The following is a 20,769-nucleotide window of genomic DNA, read 5'->3' as shown; positions in this document are numbered from 1 at the left end:
CCCCCTTTCACTAGCGGATCCTGTTATGTCAACAGTCTTGCACCAGCAGCTGGCCGAATCTCAGATCATTAACCTGCCTGAGTTCGAAGCTGAACTCGCCGCAGCACGCTCCTCCGTCAGCGTATTCAAACGCGCCCTGCAAACCATTGATCAGGAGTTGGACGACCGCTTTCGCAACGGCGAGGATATTCGCAAACTGATTTATGGCCGCGCTTGGGAAATTGACCGTATTATCCGTATTGCCTGGCAGCGCTTTGACTGGCCGGATGACCAGGTTGCCCTAATTGCTGTGGGTGGTTATGGCCGCGGCGAACTGCATCCAAAATCAGACATCGACCTGTTGCTGCTACTCGATAACAATTTGCAGGCAGAATCATTACAGGATGCCATTGGCGGTTTCCTCACTCTGCTCTGGGACATCAATCTGGATGTAGGCTCCAGCGTCCGCACCATGGATGAGTGCTACGAAGAAGCTCGCGCGGATGTCACCATCGCCACGAACCTGATCGAGTCACGCACCCTGATTGGGAATGATCAGCTTCACGAGCAGATCTACAGCCGGGTAACATCGGAAGATGCCTGGAGCGACCGCGAATTCTTTATTGCCAAGCAGAAAGAACAGACCGGACGGCACCGCAAAACCAACAACACCGAATACAATCTGGAACCCAACCTGAAAAACTCACCCGGCGGGCTACGGGATTTGCAGACCATCGGCTGGGTTGCCAAACGTCACTTTGGTGCCACCTTTATTCGCGACCTGGTGGATGACAACTTTGTCACCGAGAACGAGCTGGACATCCTAAACAAAGGTGAGCTCTACCTGTGGAGTGTCCGCTATGCCCTGCATATGCTCAGCGGACGCAAAGAAGACCGCCTGTTATTTGACCACCAGCGTACACTGGCAGAGTTTTTTGGTTACAAGGACACGCAGGGCTCACTGGCAGTCGAGCAGTTCATGAGCAAGTACTATCGTATTGCCATTACGCTATCTGAGTTTAACGACATGCTGTTGCAGCATTTTGACGAAGCCATCCTGCGCGCCGATGAAGAGCAAGTTATCACACCACTTAACAGTCGCTTTCAGATTCATAATGGCTACCTTGAAGTCGCCTATCCCAGTGTCTTTGAGCATCACCCCTTTGCCCTGATGGAAGCCTTTGTGCTGTTAGCACAAAATCCACATATTCAAGGCGTCCGCGCCACCACTATCCGCTTAATTCGCGATAATCGGCACCGGGTAGACGAAGAGTTTCGCAACGACATTCGCAACACCAGTCTGTTCATGGAGTTAATGCGCTCACCCGAAGGAGTTTCGACTGAGGTGCGACGCATGACCCGCTACGGCATCCTGGGACTTTACCTACCCGCCTTTGGCCGCATTATCGGCCAGATGCAGCACGACCTGTTCCATATATACACGGTGGATGCGCATACGCTGAAAGTGATCCAGAAATGCCGCCAACTGCGACACAAAGAGTTCCGTGAAGCCTTTCCTATTGCCCACCGCATCGTCAACCAACTACCCAAAATCGAGCTGCTGTATATTGCTGCGTTATTCCACGACATTGGCAAGGGGCGCGGTGGCGATCACTCCGAACTGGGCGCAGTCGATGCCCATGCCTTCTGCGAAGAGCACCACCTTGGGAAGTGGGACCGACACCTAGTGGCATGGCTGGTACAAAACCACCTGTTAATGTCGATGACAGCGCAACGCAAAGACATCTCTGACCCCGATGTGATTCACACATTCGCCACCCAGGTCCGCGATGTACTGCACCTTGATTACCTCTACGTCCTGACCATTGCTGACATCAACGCTACCAATGAAAGCCTCTGGAACAGCTGGCGCGCCACCCTGATGCGCAAGCTATATACCGATACTAAACGCGCCCTGCGCCGCGGCCTGGAAAATCCGGTGAATAAAGAGGATCGTATCGAACAGATCCAGGATGAGGCGCTGTTTTTACTGAAACGCCTAGGCATCAATTCAGAAAATGTGAAAGACTTCTGGGATACCATCGGCGATGATTATTTCCTGCGTGAGACCGCCCAAAGCATCTCTGAACACACCCAGGCGATTCTGGAACACACCGCAACCGATTTGCCTTTGGTAATGATCCGTCATACGTCCCACAGGCTATATGAGGGTGCCACCGAAATCTTCATCTACAGTCGGGATATTCAAAACCTGTTTGCAGCAACAGTCTCCACCATGGATCAGTTACATCTGAATATCCAGGATGCCCGGATTATCGTCACCGACAACGGCCACGCCCTTAACACCTACACCGTGCTATCTGATGACAACACCCCGCTGTCGGAGAACCCCGACCAACTGAATGAGATCAAGCAACGCCTGATCGATGAGCTGGACGACCCCGAAGACTACCCCGACATCATCCAGCGACGGGTTCCGCGGCAAATGAAACTGTTTGCCACACCCACCAAGGTGTATTTGAGTAATGACCCGGTATCGCAACAAACCGTGATTGAAGTCAACACACCAGACCGTCCGGGCCTGCTGGCACGTATTGGCATGATCTTTTCAACTCACAACCTATCTGTCCGCAAGGCACGTATTTCGAGTGTCGGCGAGCGGGTAGAAGACTTTTTCTTTGTCACCGATGCCGATGACCTGCCGATTGCAGATCCCATGCTCTGCCAGGCGCTGCAACGGGAAATCTGCCAGCAACTGGACGAGCACCTTCAAGACGAATAGGAACATAGTGCCATGACACCCCAAACCCGTACCGAAATAGAAGCCGCCGTTTTCAGGCGCCTGCTGGAACATTTAGATGCACATAAAGAAGTGCAGAATATTGACCTGATGATTTTGGCCAACTTCTGCCGTAACTGCCTGAGTAAGTGGTATCAGGCAGAAGCCGATGCCCGCGGCGAAAGCCTGGAATACGAAGCAGCCCGGGAGCTGATATACGGCGAGCCTTACAATGACTGGAAAGCAAAATATCAGCCGGCAGCGACCCCTGAACAACTGGCCGCATTTGAGGAAAAACAGAAAGGCTGAACTCTGGTATCAGTTAGGCACCACCCAGGCACGCTGCACCTGGTTCAGATCAACTTCAAGTACCGTGGCATAAGTGTCATCCTGTACCGGGTAGGTTTTCACTACCCGGGCACCGCGAACTATACCCGCCACTGCGGTTTTGAATTCATCACTCTGCACCACCATATCCTGCACAGTCGTGGTGCCATACAGATACTGCCCATGCACCACCCCGGCCAGTTCCTGGTAAGCCCTAAGCTTCGAGGCCCGCATCGCCATCAGCATTTTTTGCTGTTGCGTTTGACCTGGCTGCAAACTGATCGGCGCATAGCCGGTCGCCTGCACCCAGTTAGGCTGCAGCGGCTCATGCACTTCAGGCGCCAGGTTCACATCAGGCAGGGCCTCAGCAACATCAACCATTGACTGAGTAATGGTTTCGCAACCGGACAATACCAGTAGCAAACCGCTCAGTACGATACTGTGCGCTAGCCGCCGTTTCCATTGCTGCAAATAAGCCATCTTCATTTATCCGAATACCCCGGTCCGTTTTCGACAATGAAACCCTGTTCCAAGGCTTTGACGGGGTCATAACCCGGCAAACCACCTTCCAGCCGATCATTGCTAATATGGGTTTGCCCGGACGCCAGCACTTGTCGGGTAGTGGTATCCAATAACCGCGCATTTATGACCACGCCATCAGGATGCTGAGCATAAGTTCCGGTAAGCACAAAATAGATTTTGAATTGCTGACGCAAACCCGACAAATTACGTCGTGACAGCGGCTCTTTACTGGTGGTCACTAAGCTGACCGCACGGTAATCCACCAGGTTGTAACCGCGTTGTTGCAACTGATAGACAAAGCTTTCCGCCAAGCGTTCTCCCATTGGGCCAGACTGACTAGGCTGCATGAGCTGAACGAAAGGGATGACGGCCAAAGGCAGGCGCTGGATATGATTTTGATCTAGACCCTGCTCCAGTTGCACCGCCATTTCTGCCACCGCCTGACTAATAAAGTCCTGGGTGCCTGCTGAGCCATCAACATAACTTAAAGCAGTTGCAGCTGTCACAGACTGGGGTTGCTGGCTGAGCTGAGCCGCCGCTGACTCACTGACACTTTCTACATGCACACTGACCGGCTGCTGTTGGCCAGACTGCTGCAAACATCCGCTTAGTGAAAGAAGAGTGATTGATAATAGCAACAGTTTTTTCATAGTTATTCCGGCACCGAGTCTGCTCGCCAATCTAACACAATCAAAAGCCACGTGGGAATCACATCACTGCCGCACGTGTAATAGCATTTACAAAACGCCGTCAATTGCATAGTGTTCTGATTAGTTTTTTCGGCCATTGAGCGCACATGTTGAATTCAACTCGTTATTCCCTTGTATTGCTAATCTGCTGGATCTTCGCCTTACCAGCGTATGCCATTACCCTTGAAGCTGAAGGACAGTCCCCTATTCTTGGTAACGACATCGTTTCAGCAAGACAAGCGGCTATTCAGGATGCCAGTCAGCAGGCTGCTATGCAGGCAGCCGTTTATGTCTCAGGCAACCAAGTCGTCCGCGAAGGCATTCTCGAAATCGACAACATGCAGGTCAGCACCCTAGGCAAAGTCAGCAACGTTGAACTCTTGGATGAAAAAGTTATCGGAACATTGCTTCAGGTACGTATCCGCGCCGAAGTCAATATAGATGAAGGCTGCAGCAATGGCAGCAGTAACCACTATCAGAAAACCATCGCTTTTACCGGTTTCCCTCTGCTGCATCCACGACAAGCAAACCATGGCCAGTTAAATGATATGCCGAAGGCGATACCCGTTCAGCTCAGCCAACTGACTAATCAGCAGGGGAAGTTTCATGCACTGAATGCAACAGACTTTACTCTGCACACCAAACCCGAAGCCGTTTCAGCGCAAGCCCTTAACACCAACCTTTTACCCAGCCTGGCGCATCACTTAAACCAACCGGGCCTCAACTTCATCGCCAGCGGCATCATTCGCGATCTATCCATGCTCGACCCAAGAACCCTGAGTGAAAACAACTTCTTTGTCGAACTCTATAACCGGCTGGATTACAGAAGCCGCAAACACCTGCGGCAATTCCAGCTGGATCTATATATCCATGATGGATACAACGGCCAGCTTGTCTGGCAACAAACACTACAGACCGCAGGACTTTGGAATTTGCCGCCCGAAGCCCGTATCGGCTTTAATAATCAGGGTTTCCTGCAACAGGATTACGGCCAAAAAGTGATGCGGTTATTGGGACAGGCAGCGCAACAGATCAGCGATGTCATTACTTGTCAGCCGTTTAAGACCAGTATCATTGAAGCGGATGGCACTACGCTTTGGCTAGCTGCCGGACAGCGCGCCGGGCTCACTCAGGGCGATCGGCTAACTGTCTACCGCAATGAAACCCACTTTGTCGCGGGCCAGACCCAGCAAAGATTAGTGAACACCCGACAAAGCCTGACGATTAAACAAGTGCAGCCAAATGCAGCCATGGGACAGATCAATGGCGATAGTCGGCAATTCAACATCCGTCCTGGTGATATAGTGATCGCCGATTAACCTAAACGGCGGAGCACGCATGTCTAACTCTTTGGTGTTTCTTACCACACTTATCGTTAACGGTTTGGGCCAGGCAACGCCAAGCCAACTGGATGACTGGTCCCTGATCACAGCCAAAAATGGCGACCGCCTGGCAATTACCCGCCAAAAAGATACCAACCATAATCTGGTGTACCGCTGTTTCCGTGAGGGCCAGCGGGGCTGCGCCTTTATCCTGCAGCCGGAATTACGCTGCAGGCATGGTAAAAGCTACCCCACACTGGTCAGCAACGGTAAACGCAGCCAGTTAATCAACGCCATTTGTGCCCAAAAAGATGCGACGTATAACCTGGTTATGAAAGATTACAAAACCATGCAGCGTCTGATTCTGGACAGTAACCACCTTGGCATTGCCATTCCCCTGGCCCAAGGTCAGTTCCGTACAGTGACTTTTCCCGTAAAGGGCGCCTTGAATGCCTTCAAGTCAGTTGCCCCCTGACCCAACCCTAAATTTACCCAAAAAAAAGACAGCCAACGCTGTCTTTTTCGCGCAACACTCTAACTCAGTACTTAGCGGCGCTGGCCAATAATATTGATCTCTACCCGACGATTCGCCGCGCGACCACTGGCAGTATCATTGGTTGCCACGGGGTAGCGCTCACCATAACCCTGCGCGTTAACTCGCAACTGATCGACGCCCGATGACACCAGATAATCCGCCACCTGAATGGCTCTGCGTTCCGAAAGTTTCTGGTTAAGCTCAAACGAACCACTGCTATCGGTAAACCCATCCACCTTCAGTTCAGTCTGATTAAACTTGACCAGCACTTTCACCACGGAATCCAATACCGGATAGAAGCCCCGGTCAATCTGATCCGAATTCAAGGCAAAGGTAATATTGCCCGGCATAATCAAGCGGATAGTGTCGCCTATGCGCTCTATCTGAACCCCGGTATTCTGCAACTCCTGCCGCAGCAGAGCTTCCTGCTGATCCATGTTATACCCAACACCACCACCAACGGCACCACCGACTAATGCGCCGATCACAGCCCCCTTGCCACGATCTTTTCTACTGGAAACCGCAGCTCCCAGTACAGCACCTGCCGCCGCGCCAATGCCGGCACCTTTGGTGGTATTACTGACTTTTTCTTCACCCGTGTAGGGATCAAGCGTGGTACAGGCGCTCAGTAAGCAGACAGTCGCACCCACGACAATGATCTTTTTCATGTTATTTCTCCTTTGACCTATCCCTTGGATGAGTATGACCCATGAGTATCAATTGCGGTTCATTAAGCGTGACTGAATAAGCCAACATAACCGTTTCAACACACAGTTTGACAAAATATTGCCATATACGCGCTAGTCAGTGCAGGGAAACACCGATAAAATGGCCAGTCTGTTTTTTTGCTAATTGTACAGAGTGAACTGCAGTATAAGACATTGCATTTAGCCACTTCGCTCTACCGCCAAAGGAGATTCCATTGTCCCAGCTTCCTGTCATTGTCGGTTTTGGTGGTATCAATCCCGCAGGACGTGCTTCCTTTCATCAGGCCTATAAACGCCTGATACTGGATACGCTGGACGCCCAGAGTCGTCAGGAGACCCTGTCTGATCTGGCAACATTGATGGGAATGAACTGCAGCCCTGAGCAAATATTAGAACAGCAAACACAGATCTTGAATGGCACCCTGATCCGGCACATTGAGCCTGACTGGTTTGATGTAAATCATGTCATGTTTAACAAACCCGCCAGCGCAGACTTTGGCGCAGAGCCGGTAAGTTTCAGATTGCGCAAGCGCCAGATGCCGCTGCGAATCCCAGCAAACTGGACAGTAACAGAGAACAGCCCCGGCTATTTTGATATTGAAGTACGGGGACAGCTCGACATGATCCTGCCAGACAGTAAACCCGCGCAAGTGCAATCAGCCGGGATGCTACCCACCGGTTTCAAACCCGGCACCCTGTACCAGTCACGCAACCATCCGCGCAATTTGCAGATGACCGTCTATGCCGCGTCTGATGCACTCTACTCCACAGGCCTGACACTGGAACAACTGACCAGCAAGATCAGTCCGGACCAGATAGCCGTCTATGCCAGCAACTCCATCGGCCAGCTCGATGACCTGGGTTTTGGCGGCCTGACTAAGTTTCCGGCCCTGGGTAGACGCACTACGTCTAAACAGATGCCATTAGGTTATGCCCAGATGCCAGCTGATTTTATCAACGCCTATATCCTCGGCAATGTGGGTGCCACTGGCGGTGCACTGGGCGCTTGCGCCACCTTCCTCTACAACCTGAAACACGGGGTTGAAGACATTCGCAATGGCAAACGCAAGCTAGTACTGGTTGGCGGTAGCGACGCACCCGTGACCGAAGAGATTATCGAAGGCTTTCGCGCCATGGGTGCTCTGGCCGAAGATAAAGATCTGCGCAACCTGAATCAGGTCGACGAACTGATGGCAGAACACTACCGCTCTGCCTGTCGCCCATTTGGCAACAACTGCGGCTTCACCATTGGTGAAAGTAGCCAGTTTGTCGTGTTGATGAGTGATGACCTGGCAATCGAACTCGGCGCTGAAGTTTATGGCGCGGTACCTGAGGTATTCGTTAACGCAGATGGCCATAAAAAATCGATTTCAGCTCCCGGCATTGGCAACTACATCACCCTGGGCAAGGCCGCAGGCTTAGTACGGAATATGCTCGGCGACACAGCACTTAAACAGCGCAGTTTTGTGCAAGCACATGGTACCAGCACACCTCAGAACCGGGTAACCGAGTCCCATGTAATCAACGAAACCGCAAAAGCATTCGGCATTGAAAACTGGCCGGTTTCTGCCATCAAGTGCTATATCGGCCACTCTCAGGGCACCGCCGGTGGTGACCAACTGACGTCATCCCTGGGCACCTGGCAGTATGGTTATATCCCGGGCATTATCACCACCCCGGCATTTGCCGATGATGTGCATAAATCTAACTTACTGCTCAGCAACACCCACCTTGAGGTTGGCAATACCGGCATTGATGCCGTGCTACTGAACTCGAAAGGCTTTGGTGGCAACAATGCCTCGGCACCCATCCTGGCACCCCATGTTACCGAACAGTTGCTGGCGCGCCGTTACGACAAAGACCAGCTTGCTGCTTATGCCAAGCGCCGGGAAACCACACGCGCTTCAGCAGCAGAATACAATACAGCAAGCCTGAACGGCGATCGGCGACCCATTTACCGCTATGACTACAACGTTTTACAGGGCGAGGATCTGACGATCACTGACCGGGAGATAAAGCTGCCGGGGTACCCTAACAGCATCAGTCTGGATACGGATAATCCATTCAAGGACCTCTGCTAGTTTGCAGTCAGGATATTAAGCAAGGAGTCTAACGTGCTAAAAGCAATTTCGATGATCATACTGGCCGCAACACTGAGCGGCTGCCTGAGCCTTAGCGAGCTGTCCGCCAATAGCGATGAAAGCTTCTATGCAATCGATCGGGAGAACCGGTTTTTCTGCCGCGGAGCCTCGGCCAACTGCCTGGATATGACCAAAATTGTTTCCGCGCGCAGTATGCTTAGCCCTATCGAACACGCCTACCAGCAGGAGATCACCGGGCCTAACTACCCCGTGAGCCTGATGTTGATTTTGATGAACCCATCTGACGGCGCCTATCAAGCGACACCCGTTGGACGTGATGGCAGATTTTTTCGGGTACCTAAAACAACGCGTACCGACCTGGTGTGGAACACCCTCAGCGATATTATTATTGAGCACACCAACGCTCCGGGGGGATAAAACCCGAATCAAACAGCCAGCTTCAGCACCTGCCGGGCAGTCATTGTAGTGACCTCGGCAACCTCTGCCAGGCTGCACTGCTTTAACCCTGCCAACGCTTCTGCCACCAGCCTGACCCTTGACGGCTCATTCCTCTGGCCCTGATAACCTGCCAGAGGCATATCCGGCGCATCTGTTTCCAGTACAAAACTGCCCAGCGGCAGAGTCTGTACCAGTTTGCGCAGTCGATTGGCACGCAGATAGGTAATACCACCACCCAGCCCTAGCCGGAAGCCAAGCTGCAGATACTGTTCAGCCTGCTGCAGACTGCCAGAAAAGGCATGCACAATCCCCCCACGCGCTAATTGAAGCCGCCGCAACTGCTGCAGCATCTGATCATGCGCTTTGCGCACATGCAGGATAACCGGTAGCTGACGCTGCTTCGCCAACTCGAGTTGTGGGATCAGAAATGATAATTGAGCAGCCAAATCAGCCTGCGGATCAAACAGGTCCAGACCGATCTCGCCTATCGCCACCACCGGGGCCTGAGACACCAGCTCTGACAACAAATGCAGGTCTTCCTGCCTATGTTGATCCAGGAAACAGGGATGCAGACCAAATGCAGGAAACAACGCGCTATGCTGCTGACATAATCGCTGTAAAGCCGGCCAGCCACTGGCCGTTACACCGGGCACAACAATGGCGCCAACCCCCTGCTGTTTTGCAGCAGCAAGTAACGCTGTCCGATCGTCATCAAAACAGGCGAAATCCAGATGGCAATGGCTATCAACTAATTCAGGCATCATGTTATAAGCCTAAAACGGCAACGCCGACGGTACAAATAAAAAAACCGCGCTTCACAGCACGGTTTTTGCGACCTTTTAATGTTCTCGAGTGGCCCTGAACGCCACCTCTGGCCACCGTTCTTGCGCCAGACTGAGATTAACCCGGGTAGGCGCCAGATACGTCAGCAAACCGCTGCCATCAATGGATAAATTATCGTGGTTTTTACGCTGAAACTCGGTCAGCATCTTATTATCATCACACTCAACCCAGCGTGCCGTCTGCACACTAATGGCCTCGTAAAGGCACTCTACCTTGTACTCATCTCTGAGGCGGTAGACCACAACATCAAACTGCAGCTGCCCCACTGCGCCCAGCACTAGATCGTTGTTTTTCAGTGGCTGAAACAACTGCACGGCACCCTCTTCAGACAGTTGCTGCAAACCTTTCTGTAACTGTTTCATTTTCAGTGGATCTGTCGGCCGTACCCGGCGGAACATCTCAGGCGCAAAGTGAGGAATACCGGTGTATTTGAGATCTTCTCCGGCGGTAAAAGTATCGCCAATCTGGATAGTGCCGTGGTTATGCAAGCCAATAATATCGCCTGACCAGGCTTCCTCGACGTTTTCCCGGTCACCGGCAATAAAGGTAACCGCATCAGAAATCTTGATGTCCTTATTGATGCGGGTATGCCGCATTTTCATACCCCGGGAGTATTTCCCCGAACAGATCCGCATGAAGGCGACCCTATCCCGATGTTTCGGGTCCATATTGGCCTGGATCTTAAACACAAAGCCGGAAAACGGTTCCTCTTCAGGCTCGACTTGTCGCGTGAGGGTTGGGCGTGGCAACGGTGCCGGAGCCCACTCCACAAAATCGTCGAGCATTTCACGCACACCAAAGTTTGCCAATGCCGTCCCAAAGTAAACCGGTGTCAGCTCCCCTGCGAGAAACGCATCCCGATCCCATTCATGGGTAGCACCCCGCACCAGTTCGATCTCTTCGACTAAATCTTCATACTCATCACCCAGCAGGCTACGCGCCTCGTCTGTATCGAGGCCATTAATCCGCAGGTCTTCAGGAATGGTATGGCCTTTGCCCGGCTGAAACAGATAGATGGTATCGGTGTAGAGGTTATAAATACCCTTGAATAACTGTCCCATGCCAATCGGCCAAGTGATCGGGGCTGCTGCGATTTTCAGCACCTCCTCAATTTCATCCAGCAACTCAATGGGATCACGGATATCGCGGTCCATCTTGTTCACAAAGGAAAAAATCGGTGTATCACGCAGACGGCAAACATCCATCAGCTTGATGGTACGTTCCTCGACACCTTTGGCACCGTCCACCACCATCAACGCAGAGTCCACTGCCGTCAGGGTGCGATAGGTATCTTCGGAAAAGTCCTCATGCCCCGGCGTATCGAGCAGGTTAACGACCCGTTCATTGTAGGGAAACTGCATGACCGAGGAGGTGATCGAGATGCCGCGCTCCTGCTCCATCGTCATCCAGTCAGATGTGGCATGCCGATCACTTTTTTTGCCCTTTACTGTTCCGGCCTTCTGAATCAGCTGTCCGAACAACAACAACTTTTCAGTAATGGTGGTTTTACCAGCATCCGGGTGGGAAATAATGGCGAAGGTTCGACGTTTGTTCACGTCTTCCTGAAAACGACTCATCTTTATGCTCTACAGTCTGTTCGGGGGCAGTCCCCTGCAAAATAGGCACGCATTGTACATGCTCACCGCGCTGGATGAAAAACAAACCATACAATCCACGCAGCAGAAACTCGCTGAGGCAGCGCGAGCGTTAAGAAAGCGAAATGCAAAGAGAGCTAAAAGATCAGACCCAGAGCAGAGTGCACTGGGTCTGGGGAGAGCATTTATGCTTCGTCAGGCGAAGCTGCTTCACAGTCCGGCGTCAGAATGCGGTTATTATAATCATCCAACACCCCAGCAAGCGCATTAAGATCAGTATCTTTGGTGTGATCACCGCCCAGCAGATCAACATCATCCAGCGCCGCCAGTGCCGCATCCAGTTCTGCGGAGATCACTGAGGGGTCAGCACCATTCTGAATGTTCAGCAAAGCTGCGATGGCCTGATGCGCCAAGATCAGGTAGGCATTACCCTTTTTCGGTGGCGTGTTGAGAATTTCCAGCAGCTCTTCAGCGGTATACTCATCATCCATGTCAACGCCCACGATCAGACTGCCCACCGGCCACAGTTCCTCATGGTTTTTCCAATATCCCTGAGACAACGGGCATTCGTTGGCAGATACACCACAAGTAGAAATAATATCGGTGATAATGCCACTGACATCGCCATCTGCGGATTGTGCAAAGACACCACCGGTTCCGGCTGTGTATTTCATCAGAGATACTTCAGTAGAGGGAGCACCTACACCGGAACCGGTTGAGATGGCAGAGATACGGAAATCATTTGCTGAGGCTACAGCAGTAACGGCATCTACATTGGCATCATCTGCGGCATCATAGATATCATCGCAACCACCGGGGGCCGCATCTGTAGCCAGAATCAGAATTTTATCTGCCGCAGGACGGAACACCCCAGCAAAACCAGCGCCAGAGGGATCACAACTGGCAAAACCAGGATCATTAGAACCCGTCAATAGCGTATTACCATTGATCACCAAATCCAACATCGCATCGGTTGGCTCGGGCAAGCCCGAGCCTCCACTGGCAAAAACAGATACCAGAGCGGTATCAACGGCTACGCCATTGTTCAAACTCAAATCAACATCAACTTCTGGGCGCTCGGGGTTAAACGCAGCAGTATCCTGGGAGACCAAGGCCATCTGATAGTCACCGCCGGAAGCATTATCAATGTCACTGATAAACCCGGCAAAGCTGGCTTTGATGCTATCAAGAACAAGGTCCATACTGCCGCTATCATCAACCAGAAAAACCACATCCATCGGGCCACAGGCACCATACTCAACCGCTGATGCAGTTGAGGTAAAGCCGATGCCTGTGAGCATTGCCGAAGCAACAGCAAGAGGAGCTAACTTGCGGGTCAAACGTGCTGTACTTTTCATCGTTATCGTCCTGTAACGTTAAAAATGTGTGATTCACCGGGTACAGCATGCAAAAGTAGAGAAGGGAACAAACCCAGTCATTAAGTAGCAACTGATACGACATGCTTTCGGGAGTATTGAAGATCCTTTTGCTTTCCCGGCACAGTGTTAAAAGCGACCTGGAAACACGCCGATTGCAGGCATGTCTGAGGGCCAATCCAGTATAGGCAAACATTTATACAACTTAATTAAATTTTACTTAAAAATAACTAAATTAAGGTATTTTCCCGGATACACTGCGGCAATTTGCCTCAGGGTCACAATAAGCAAATCCGGTATAATCGCGACATGGCAAACCATCGCGATTCACTACTTCAGCTCACTTATATCCGCACCGTAACCCTGTTTGGTCAGGGCTTGGCTGTATTGTTTGCGCTATATGGCCTGAAAGCCGACCTGAATGTCTGGTTGATCGGCCTGTCATTACTGTTTCTGGCCCTACTCAATCTGATGACCTATAGCCGGTTACATTCGCCCTGGCCGGTGACAGAACCTGAGTTCTTTTCCCAATTACTGGCAGAAATGGTGTTGTATGCAGCTGTGCTCTATCAGATGGGCGGAGCAACTAATCCATTTATTTTCCTGCTCCTGATTCCATTAATCATCGCTGCTGCGACCCTATCGCGAGTTTACGTCTGGTGTGTGTCTGTAACGGTAGTCGTGATTTATAGTCTGCTACTGTCACATTATCAGCCCCTGGTGGTCTTCAGCGACAACCACCAACACCGCATCATGGCGTTGTTCGATCTGCATGTATTCGGCATGTGGCTGAATTTCCTGTTAACCGTACTGGTGGTGACATATTTTATTGTGCGTATGCGTCTTGCCATGCAAGCTCAGCAACAGGAGCTGGAAATGGAGCGTGAACGCAGAATTCAGGACCAACAACTGCTATCACTTGCCACGATGGCTGCTGGTACCGCCCATGAGTTGGGTACACCTCTGAGCACTATGTCCGTGCTGTTGCAAGAGCTGCAACATGAGCACGCCGCCAACCCTGAGCTACAGGAAGACCTGCAATTACTGCAACAGCAAAGTGAAATCTGCAGCCAGCGTTTGCAGCAACTCACGCAAAGCGTGCAGCAGGAACAGGCCAGCAGTCTGTGTATGCCGGTAACTGACTTGGTATCTGAGGTTCTGGAACAGTGGTCACTGCAACGCCCTGAACTCTCCCATATGCGCTATAGCGTCATTGGCCAAGCCCCGGCACCACAACTGCGTTGCACGGTCTCCCTCAAACAATCGCTGTTAAACCTGCTGAACAATGCCGCAGATGCCAACTCGGAGGGTATTGACGTATCCCTCGACTGGACCGAGCAATACTGCTTATTGCAGATCCACGACCAGGGCAGCGGAATCAGCTTGGAACAGAGTCAGTATCTGGGCAAGCCGTTTATTACAACCAAAGGCAAAGGCCTAGGTATCGGGTTATTTCTAACCGCCACCACCCTGGCCCGCCACGATGGCGATGTGCGGTTGTACAACCATCCCCGGGGGGGTACGCTCACGGAAGTCACTTTACCGGTCAAAGCAGATGCCTGAACGTTTCCTGATTGTGGATGATGATGCGACCTTTACGCGGGTACTCTCCCGGGCGATGACCCGCCGGGGATATGAGGTACAGGTAGCTCGCAGTTGCCAAAGCGCATTACAGTTACTCCCGAGTTTTCTGCCGGACAGAGCCACCGTCGATCTGAAAATGGACGGTGAATCCGGCCTCAGCCTGATCCCCCACCTGCATCAGGCCAACCCCGATATGCGGATTGTGATGCTCACCGGTTATGCCAGCATCGCCACAGCAGTGGAAGCCATCAAACTCGGGGCAACCCAGTATCTGCCTAAACCCGCGAACGCTGAGCAGATTCTAGCTGCCATGGAACAGCAACAAGCCGATCCCGATATTGATATCAGTGACCAGCCAATGTCAGTCAACCGGCTGGAGTGGGAACATATTCAGAAAGTGCTCAAAGAACATGAAGGCAATATTTCTGCCACCGCCCGCGCGTTGGGCATGCACCGACGCACCCTGCAACGCAAGCTGGCGAAAAAACCGGTCCGACGCTAAAAACTATTGTTCATCAATATAGATCCGAGCATCAAAAGTCCGCACCAGATCCGGATGAAATACCAGCAAACCGGTGAGAATAATGCCGTTCATCAGCCCCTCTGGAAACATGATCAGCGGCAGGTAACGAACATATTCCATGACAATTTTATCCAGCTCATAGATACCCGCAGCCACCAGCAAAGCACCGGTTGTCAGCCCAGCAGCAGCCACTGCCAGCGCCGCGCCAAAAAAACCACAGACAAACAGATAGATAAAAAAGTTTTTCGGCAGAAAGCGATCAACCGCTCGAAAGACCAACCAGCTGACAACCACTGGCAAAACCACAGAGCACAACCCATTGAGGAACAACCCATCCCAGCTCTCACGCCCGATCAAGGCCATACCCACCAAGGCAATACTGGCGGCAAGAATAGCCAGATCCCAGCCCAGCATCAGGGTTAACAGGGTAACACCAAGAAAATGGATTCCCAGACCGGGAGAGATACCGGCCCGCATACTCCAGAGCAACATCAGTACCGCTGTGGCACCAAACAGCATGTGCTGTAAAACCCGGTTACCCGCAATGACCCGCCAGGGTGCGCGCCAGGCAGCCAGCATGACCACAACACTGTAGATCAGGGCACTGATCCAGACCCAACCAGCACTAAATAGACCACTGGAAAAGCTCATACTGATAAACACTCCGCAGAATAGCTGTCGCAGAGTCATTATACGCAAATCACTTGATTGTGGACTGATCCAACGCAAGGCAAAGCCTTACTCGGGAAACGACAGACTCATCAACACCGCATCTTCGGCAGGTTGCTGCAGAGTCGCAGCGTAGTACCCCTTGCGAGTACCCTCTGCAACGAAATTCAGGCGATGATAGAGTGCCCGCGCAGGCTGATTTCCGGCCCTCACCTCCAGCAACACCCGACGAATACCTTGTGCTGCCAGCAGCTCAAAACTGTGCTGCAATAACCCAGCAGCCAGACCCTGCTGACGACAGGCCGGATCAACCGCCACCTGCAACAGCTCAGCCTCATCCAACAAAAGAGAAAAACAGGCAAAAGCGATGATACCCGGCTGACGCAGACCCAGCGTAAATCGACGCTCATCACTCAGCTGCACTCTCAATAACGGCTCCGACCAGGCATCATAAGCAAAACAGATTTGTTCGAGCTGCAGCATTTCAGGCAGATCGGACAGCTGCAGTGCAGAAAAATCAGGCATGGGTAGAGAGATGTTTACTTAGCGGCTGCAGCGCCTGCCAGAGCGTTTTCTTAGCACCCGGCACATGCATCAATTCAGACAAACTGGGCCCGGCGATAGCCTTAGCACTGGTGGGTAAGCTGAACAGAATGCCTTGCAGCTCATCGAGTGCATCCTGACGCTGTAATACCATCTGTGCGGCGGCTTCACCGCATAACAACACGGCACGGGTGGGTTGCTGTAGCTCTTTGTGCAGTTTATACGCCACACTCTTTGCTGCCTCAGGCCAACGCTGATCAAGCGTTTTGCTGGCAAACATCGGCCAGGGCATCAGGTCAGGTTCAGATGTTTCGCCCTGCAGTTGAAGGCTGTGCACTATCGCCCGTGCCAGTCGTTGGTAGGTCGCAGAAAATGCCCCGCCCTGCGGTGGTAGGCTATCCACTACCAGACAGTTCCCCACGCGGAAAAAAGCCAGCTTAAAGGTGGGCGTGATATCTTCTGCAACTGGAACAGCAGCCAGGCCTGATTCAGCTTGATCAGGCGATTGCTGCACAGGCGGAGAAACCGATTTCACCTCGACAGCAGCATCCGGCGCGGCACCCAACGCTGCCAGCGCCGCCCTGGCACCACTGGCTGGACGAGGTTCTGCCTGATCCGGCTGTTGTATACCTGATGATGCTGGCGAGGTAAAGGGAATGTCTGGCCCCGGATAACGGAAATCTTTTACCCAGTCGGCAGAGGGCGCGGCACCCGGTAGCTGACAGCGGGGCAACCAACTGGTGACCCCCATCGCTTCCAGATATTGATGTTTAAGCCGCGTCTGCTGCAAAGTAAACTCCGTTATACCTGTGGGTGGGCTTTCTGAATATTGGCATCCAGCATGTTCAGAGCATGAATATAGGCCTTGACCGAAGCAATGATAATATCCGTATCCGCACCTAGGCCATTAACAATACGCCCGCCTTTCTCCAGACGCACGGTGACTTCACCCTGAGAATCAGTCCCCTGGGTCACCGCATTCACCGAATATATCTGCAAACTCGCGCCTGAATGGGCAATGCTTTCAATCGCTTTAAATGCCGCATCCACTGGACCACTGCCCAGGGCTTCGGCATGTTGCTCCTGATCATCCACCCGCATCACAATTTTGGCCAGCGGCGTTTCACCGGTCTGAGAGGTCACTGCCATACTGCTCAGCTTAAACTTTTCACTGCTGGCAGTGGCGCGGGCATCACTGACCAGTGCGATCAGATCCTCATCAAAGATTTCATGCTTCTTATCCGCCAACTCTTTAAAACGCGCAAACGCATTATTGAGTTCAGCATCACTGGAGAACGGCGTCCCCAGCTCCTCCAACCGACTGCGAAAAGCAGCACGCCCAGAGAGCTTACCCAGCACCATACGGTTAGTATTCCAGCCGACATCCTGCGCCGTCATAATCTCATAGGTTTCACGGTGCTTCAGCACGCCATCCTGATGGATACCCGACTCGTGCGCAAAAGCATTGGCCCCGACAATGGCTTTGTTGGGCTGTACCGGGAAACCGGTCACTGTCGAAACCAGGCGTGAGGCTGGCACAATCTGGGTGGTATCTATATTGGTTTCCAGCCCCAGGCTATCCTTGCGGGTACGCAGCGCCATCACAATCTCTTCCAGAGAAGCATTGCCCGCCCGTTCACCCAAACCATTCACAGTACACTCAATCTGGCGGGCACCGGCACCAACAGCGGCCAGCGAATTCGCCACTGCCAGTCCCAGATCATTGTGACAATGCACCGAGAAGATCGCCTGATCTGAATTCGGAATGCGCTCGATCAGCTGACCTATGGTATGAGCAAACTCATCCGGCACCGCATAACCCACGGTATCCGGAATGTTAATTGTCCGAGCACCGGCAGCAATCACTTGTTCAATGATGCGGCACATGAAATCCAATTCTGAGCGACTGGCATCTTCCAACGAAAACTCAACATCATCAATCAAATTACGGGCACGTTTGACGGCATGTACCGCCTGCTCTACCACCTGATCCGGATTCATCTGTAGCTTGTACTGCATATGAATTGGTGAGGTCGCAATAAAGGTATGAATTCGACCGCTGGCAGCATTCTTCAACGCCTCCCCTGCCCGGTCGATATCGGCATCCAGAGCACGGGACAGTGAACAAACCGTACTGTCCTTAACTGCATCAGCAATCGTTTTTACCGATTCGAAATCACCCGGACTGGCTATGGCAAAACCCGCTTCAATTACATCTACCCGCATTTTTTCCAGCTGCTTGGCAATGCGCAGTTTTTCGTCACGGGTCATGGAAGCACCGGGACTCTGCTCACCGTCACGCAGGGTAGTGTCAAAAATAATCACTCGGTTATTGTTGCTCATCGGCAAGGCTCCAAATAAAAGATGCGCTCTATAAGTCTGAGTATCCGCGCACCTGAAAGGCTTTACAAACTACGGCCGAAACGGGGCAAAAAGGAAATGAATAACGCCCGGACCAGCGGATAAAAATCACCCGGCAAAGGGCACGAGTATAAGGTTTAGATGCAATCAAACCGTCAGAGTGCCAGACTATCTTTAACCGTAGCTGAGTTGGTGGTCAACTATAGCGACACGATAGGCTTTTGCAAGCATGACCACCGACAATGTTTTCTATCCGTCACCTAGCGAAATTCGATTCTAATTCTATGGAAAAGCTCTTTGACCACCGGGTCGACCGCCGCGGCACCTCCAGCCAAAAATGGGAGAAATATTCAGGCTCCGACATTCTGCCCATGTGGGTAGCGGATACCGACTTTGCAGCCCCGCCTGCCGTCGTTAGAGCACTGCATGAGCGTATCGATCATGGTGTTTTTGGTTACACCAACACCCCAACCGAGCTGAATGCGCTGATCATTGAACGAATGCAACGGCTTTATAACTGGCGTATTGAAGCGAACTGGATTGTCTGGTTGCCTGGGCTGGTCTGCGGCCTCAACCTGGCTTGCCGGGCGATAGGCGAAGCATCAGATCAGGTCATGTCTGCCACGCCTATTTATCCACCATTTATTTCAGCGCCCCGCTTATCAGGCCGGCAGGTACTTAAAGTCCCCATGCAGCAAGTTGATCGACGGATGTTACTGCTTGCCGATGACATCACCACAAGCCTGACACCCCAGAGTAAACTGCTGCTATTCTGCAACCCCCACAATCCCGGCGGAACGGTCTATCGGAAAGCCGAGCTGGAAGCGTTGGCAGAGAGAGTGTTGCAACACGACCTCTATGTCTGCTCTGATGAGATCCATTGTGATCTGGTGCTTGAGCCGGGCTTGCAACATATTCCCCTGGCCAGTCTTGGACCCGAAATTGCTGCCCGTACCATCACTCTGATGGCCCCCAGCAAAACCTACAATATCGCCGGGCTTGGCTGCTCCTTTGCCATTATCCCTAACCCTCAGCTTCGGCAACGGTTTATCAATGTTCGCAAAGGCATCGTGCCGGATGTCAATCTGCTGGGGTTCACTGCGACTGAGGCCGCCTATCGCCATGGAGATGAATGGAATCAATATCAGCTGCAGTATCTGCGCGAAAATCGTGATTATCTACTGACTGAGATCAACCAGATACCAGGACTGAGTTTGCTGCCAATTGAAGCAACTTATCTGGCCTGGATCGACGTATCCGCCGCCAAGCTAACCAACCCAGCGCATTTTTTTGAACAAGCTGGCGTTGGCATGTCACCCGGGCGAGACTTTGGCGATAGTCGGTTTATGCGTCTGAACTTCGGTTGCACCCGGGACATGCTCGAAGAAGCAGTGCGCCGTATCCGCGCAGCACTGGTGAATGAACTCCCCGCTTAGGGTTGTTTTTTGACCAAAGACAGTGGGCAGTCTTTGTCTTGCTCATGGTCACTTGCGTCAGAGTGAGCAGCATCGAGTTGTTTTTGTTGTGCCAGATTAAGGGTGAGAAAATCCATCCGGTTAGTCCCAATCGCATCCCTCACCACCACTGCGACTATCTCGGCGATACTGACATCACACCCGGTATCCAGGAAGTGCTTATGGTAAGTCAGGGTGATTTTGGCCCAGGCTTCCGGGCGAAACTGGCAGATAAAAGTATCCTTGAAGTATTTTTGCGCATCCGAAAAACACTCATCCACTAAAGACGAGGCATCCCCCAGCTCTGGTGCCATTAGCTGTAGACAAAAACAGGTTTGCTGACGAAGTTGTTCCAGTTCCGGCATCCAATCCTCCCATTGCATTAGGATGTAACCAGGCACCCTGCATACAATTTATACCTTTCTCAGACAGATTAGCCGGTTTTATGTTCACTGTCCTT

General features: G+C 52.1%; 20 protein-coding genes. 9 read left to right on the top strand and 11 right to left on the bottom strand.

The genetic code is table 11. The features are described 5' to 3' along the window. Positions 1-25: 25 nt before the first annotated feature. Together ACFVYJ_RS05330 and ACFVYJ_RS05325 are read left to right on the top strand one after the other, a co-directional pair. Positions 26-2,722: a [protein-PII] uridylyltransferase gene (locus ACFVYJ_RS05330; protein WP_419414008.1), complete on the top strand. Its 2,697-nt coding sequence runs from the start codon at positions 26-28 to the stop codon at positions 2,720-2,722. A gap of 12 nt (positions 2,723-2,734) precedes the next feature. Further along, complete coding sequence (locus ACFVYJ_RS05325; RefSeq protein ID WP_419414007.1) at positions 2,735-3,028, top strand: DUF1244 domain-containing protein; 294 nt, start codon at positions 2,735-2,737, stop codon at positions 3,026-3,028. A gap of 9 nt (positions 3,029-3,037) precedes the next feature. Here the strand turns inward: ACFVYJ_RS05325 and ACFVYJ_RS05320 are convergent, their stop codons facing one another. Together ACFVYJ_RS05320 and ACFVYJ_RS05315 are read right to left on the bottom strand one after the other, a co-directional pair. Then, positions 3,038-3,532: an LPP20 family lipoprotein gene (locus ACFVYJ_RS05320; RefSeq protein ID WP_419414006.1), complete on the bottom strand. Its 495-nt coding sequence runs from the start codon at positions 3,530-3,532 to the stop codon at positions 3,038-3,040. After that, entirely contained in the window at positions 3,529-4,218 is a 690-nt protein-coding gene (locus ACFVYJ_RS05315; RefSeq protein WP_419414005.1) for a FlgO family outer membrane protein, read from the bottom strand. Before ACFVYJ_RS05315 ends, ACFVYJ_RS05320 begins: the two co-directional genes overlap by 4 nt. A gap of 146 nt (positions 4,219-4,364) precedes the next feature. On the opposite strand from ACFVYJ_RS05315, the gene ACFVYJ_RS05310 reads away from it, so the two are divergent. Beyond that, a complete protein-coding gene (locus tag ACFVYJ_RS05310) occupies positions 4,365-5,576 on the top strand; it encodes a flagellar assembly protein T N-terminal domain-containing protein (protein ID WP_419414004.1) in 1,212 nt (403 codons plus the stop codon). A 19-nt stretch (positions 5,577-5,595) separates the two neighbouring features. Continuing rightward, positions 5,596-6,054 carry a hypothetical protein gene (locus ACFVYJ_RS05305; protein ID WP_419414003.1) on the top strand — a complete coding sequence of 153 codons (459 nt, stop codon included), beginning with the start codon at positions 5,596-5,598 and terminating at the stop codon, positions 6,052-6,054. Between the two features lie 71 nt (positions 6,055-6,125). Here ACFVYJ_RS05305 and ACFVYJ_RS05300 read toward each other — a convergent pair whose 3' ends face one another. After that, positions 6,126-6,782: a YiaD family glycine zipper/OmpA-like lipoprotein gene (locus ACFVYJ_RS05300; RefSeq protein WP_419414002.1), complete on the bottom strand. Its 657-nt coding sequence runs from the start codon at positions 6,780-6,782 to the stop codon at positions 6,126-6,128. A 254-nt stretch (positions 6,783-7,036) separates the two neighbouring features. Between ACFVYJ_RS05300 and ACFVYJ_RS05295 the strand changes: the two genes are divergently transcribed. Then, the gene (locus tag ACFVYJ_RS05295) at positions 7,037-8,902 is read left to right on the top strand and encodes a beta-ketoacyl synthase (RefSeq protein WP_419414001.1); all 1,866 of its coding nucleotides are present in this window, start codon (positions 7,037-7,039) and stop codon (positions 8,900-8,902) included. A 33-nt stretch (positions 8,903-8,935) separates the two neighbouring features. Next, positions 8,936-9,340 carry a hypothetical protein gene (locus ACFVYJ_RS05290; protein ID WP_419414000.1) on the top strand — a complete coding sequence of 135 codons (405 nt, stop codon included), beginning with the start codon at positions 8,936-8,938 and terminating at the stop codon, positions 9,338-9,340. Between the two features lie 8 nt (positions 9,341-9,348). On the opposite strand, the gene ACFVYJ_RS05285 is transcribed toward ACFVYJ_RS05290, so the two are convergent. The 3 genes from ACFVYJ_RS05285 to ACFVYJ_RS05275 all read right to left on the bottom strand — a co-directional run bounded on the left by ACFVYJ_RS05285 (position 9,349) and on the right by ACFVYJ_RS05275 (position 13,157). Further along, positions 9,349-10,125, bottom strand: a complete 777-nt coding sequence (locus ACFVYJ_RS05285) for a TatD family hydrolase (protein ID WP_419413999.1) — start codon at positions 10,123-10,125, stop codon at positions 9,349-9,351. Between the two features lie 75 nt (positions 10,126-10,200). Then, a complete protein-coding gene (locus ACFVYJ_RS05280; protein ID WP_419413998.1) occupies positions 10,201-11,781 on the bottom strand; it encodes a peptide chain release factor 3 in 1,581 nt (526 codons plus the stop codon). A gap of 203 nt (positions 11,782-11,984) precedes the next feature. Then, complete coding sequence (locus ACFVYJ_RS05275; RefSeq protein ID WP_419413997.1) at positions 11,985-13,157, bottom strand: vWA domain-containing protein; 1,173 nt, start codon at positions 13,155-13,157, stop codon at positions 11,985-11,987. 327 nt (positions 13,158-13,484) lie between these two features. On the opposite strand from ACFVYJ_RS05275, the gene ACFVYJ_RS05270 reads away from it, so the two are divergent. Both ACFVYJ_RS05270 and ACFVYJ_RS05265 read left to right on the top strand, forming a co-directional pair. Further along, positions 13,485-14,738, top strand: coding sequence for a sensor histidine kinase (locus tag ACFVYJ_RS05270; RefSeq protein WP_419413996.1), 1,254 nt, complete (start codon positions 13,485-13,487; stop codon positions 14,736-14,738). Further along, positions 14,731-15,261 carry a response regulator transcription factor gene (locus ACFVYJ_RS05265; RefSeq protein ID WP_419413995.1) on the top strand — a complete coding sequence of 177 codons (531 nt, stop codon included), beginning with the start codon at positions 14,731-14,733 and terminating at the stop codon, positions 15,259-15,261. The genes ACFVYJ_RS05270 and ACFVYJ_RS05265 overlap by 8 nt, the downstream gene beginning before the upstream one ends. Before the next feature lie 3 nt (positions 15,262-15,264). Here the strand turns inward: ACFVYJ_RS05265 and ACFVYJ_RS05260 are convergent, their stop codons facing one another. From ACFVYJ_RS05260 to ACFVYJ_RS05245, 4 genes are all read right to left on the bottom strand, one after another. After that, the gene (locus ACFVYJ_RS05260; RefSeq protein WP_419413994.1) at positions 15,265-15,933 is read right to left on the bottom strand and encodes an energy-coupling factor ABC transporter permease; all 669 of its coding nucleotides are present in this window, start codon (positions 15,931-15,933) and stop codon (positions 15,265-15,267) included. A gap of 87 nt (positions 15,934-16,020) precedes the next feature. Further along, positions 16,021-16,476 carry a ribosomal protein S18-alanine N-acetyltransferase gene (rimI, locus tag ACFVYJ_RS05255; RefSeq protein ID WP_419413993.1) on the bottom strand — a complete coding sequence of 152 codons (456 nt, stop codon included), beginning with the start codon at positions 16,474-16,476 and terminating at the stop codon, positions 16,021-16,023. Next, positions 16,469-17,284, bottom strand: a complete 816-nt coding sequence (locus ACFVYJ_RS05250) for a hypothetical protein (protein ID WP_419413992.1) — start codon at positions 17,282-17,284, stop codon at positions 16,469-16,471. The genes rimI and ACFVYJ_RS05250 overlap by 8 nt, the downstream gene beginning before the upstream one ends. A gap of 11 nt (positions 17,285-17,295) precedes the next feature. Beyond that, positions 17,296-18,837: a 2-isopropylmalate synthase gene (locus ACFVYJ_RS05245; protein ID WP_419413991.1), complete on the bottom strand. Its 1,542-nt coding sequence runs from the start codon at positions 18,835-18,837 to the stop codon at positions 17,296-17,298. A 302-nt stretch (positions 18,838-19,139) separates the two neighbouring features. Between ACFVYJ_RS05245 and ACFVYJ_RS05240 the strand changes: the two genes are divergently transcribed. Beyond that, the gene (locus ACFVYJ_RS05240; protein ID WP_419413990.1) at positions 19,140-20,291 is read left to right on the top strand and encodes a MalY/PatB family protein; all 1,152 of its coding nucleotides are present in this window, start codon (positions 19,140-19,142) and stop codon (positions 20,289-20,291) included. Here ACFVYJ_RS05240 and ACFVYJ_RS05235 read toward each other — a convergent pair. Further along, positions 20,288-20,692 carry a hypothetical protein gene (locus tag ACFVYJ_RS05235; protein ID WP_419413989.1) on the bottom strand — a complete coding sequence of 135 codons (405 nt, stop codon included), beginning with the start codon at positions 20,690-20,692 and terminating at the stop codon, positions 20,288-20,290. The two genes, ACFVYJ_RS05240 and ACFVYJ_RS05235, sit on opposite strands and share 4 nt — an antisense overlap. Positions 20,693-20,769: the final 77 nt, after the last annotated feature.

It is taken from the genome of Pontibacter sp. JAM-7 (genome assembly GCF_048548695.2).
Classification (GTDB): Bacteria; Pseudomonadota; Gammaproteobacteria; order Pseudomonadales; family Balneatricaceae; genus Neptuniibacter.
This window is presented reverse-complemented; position numbering and strand designations above follow the sequence as displayed.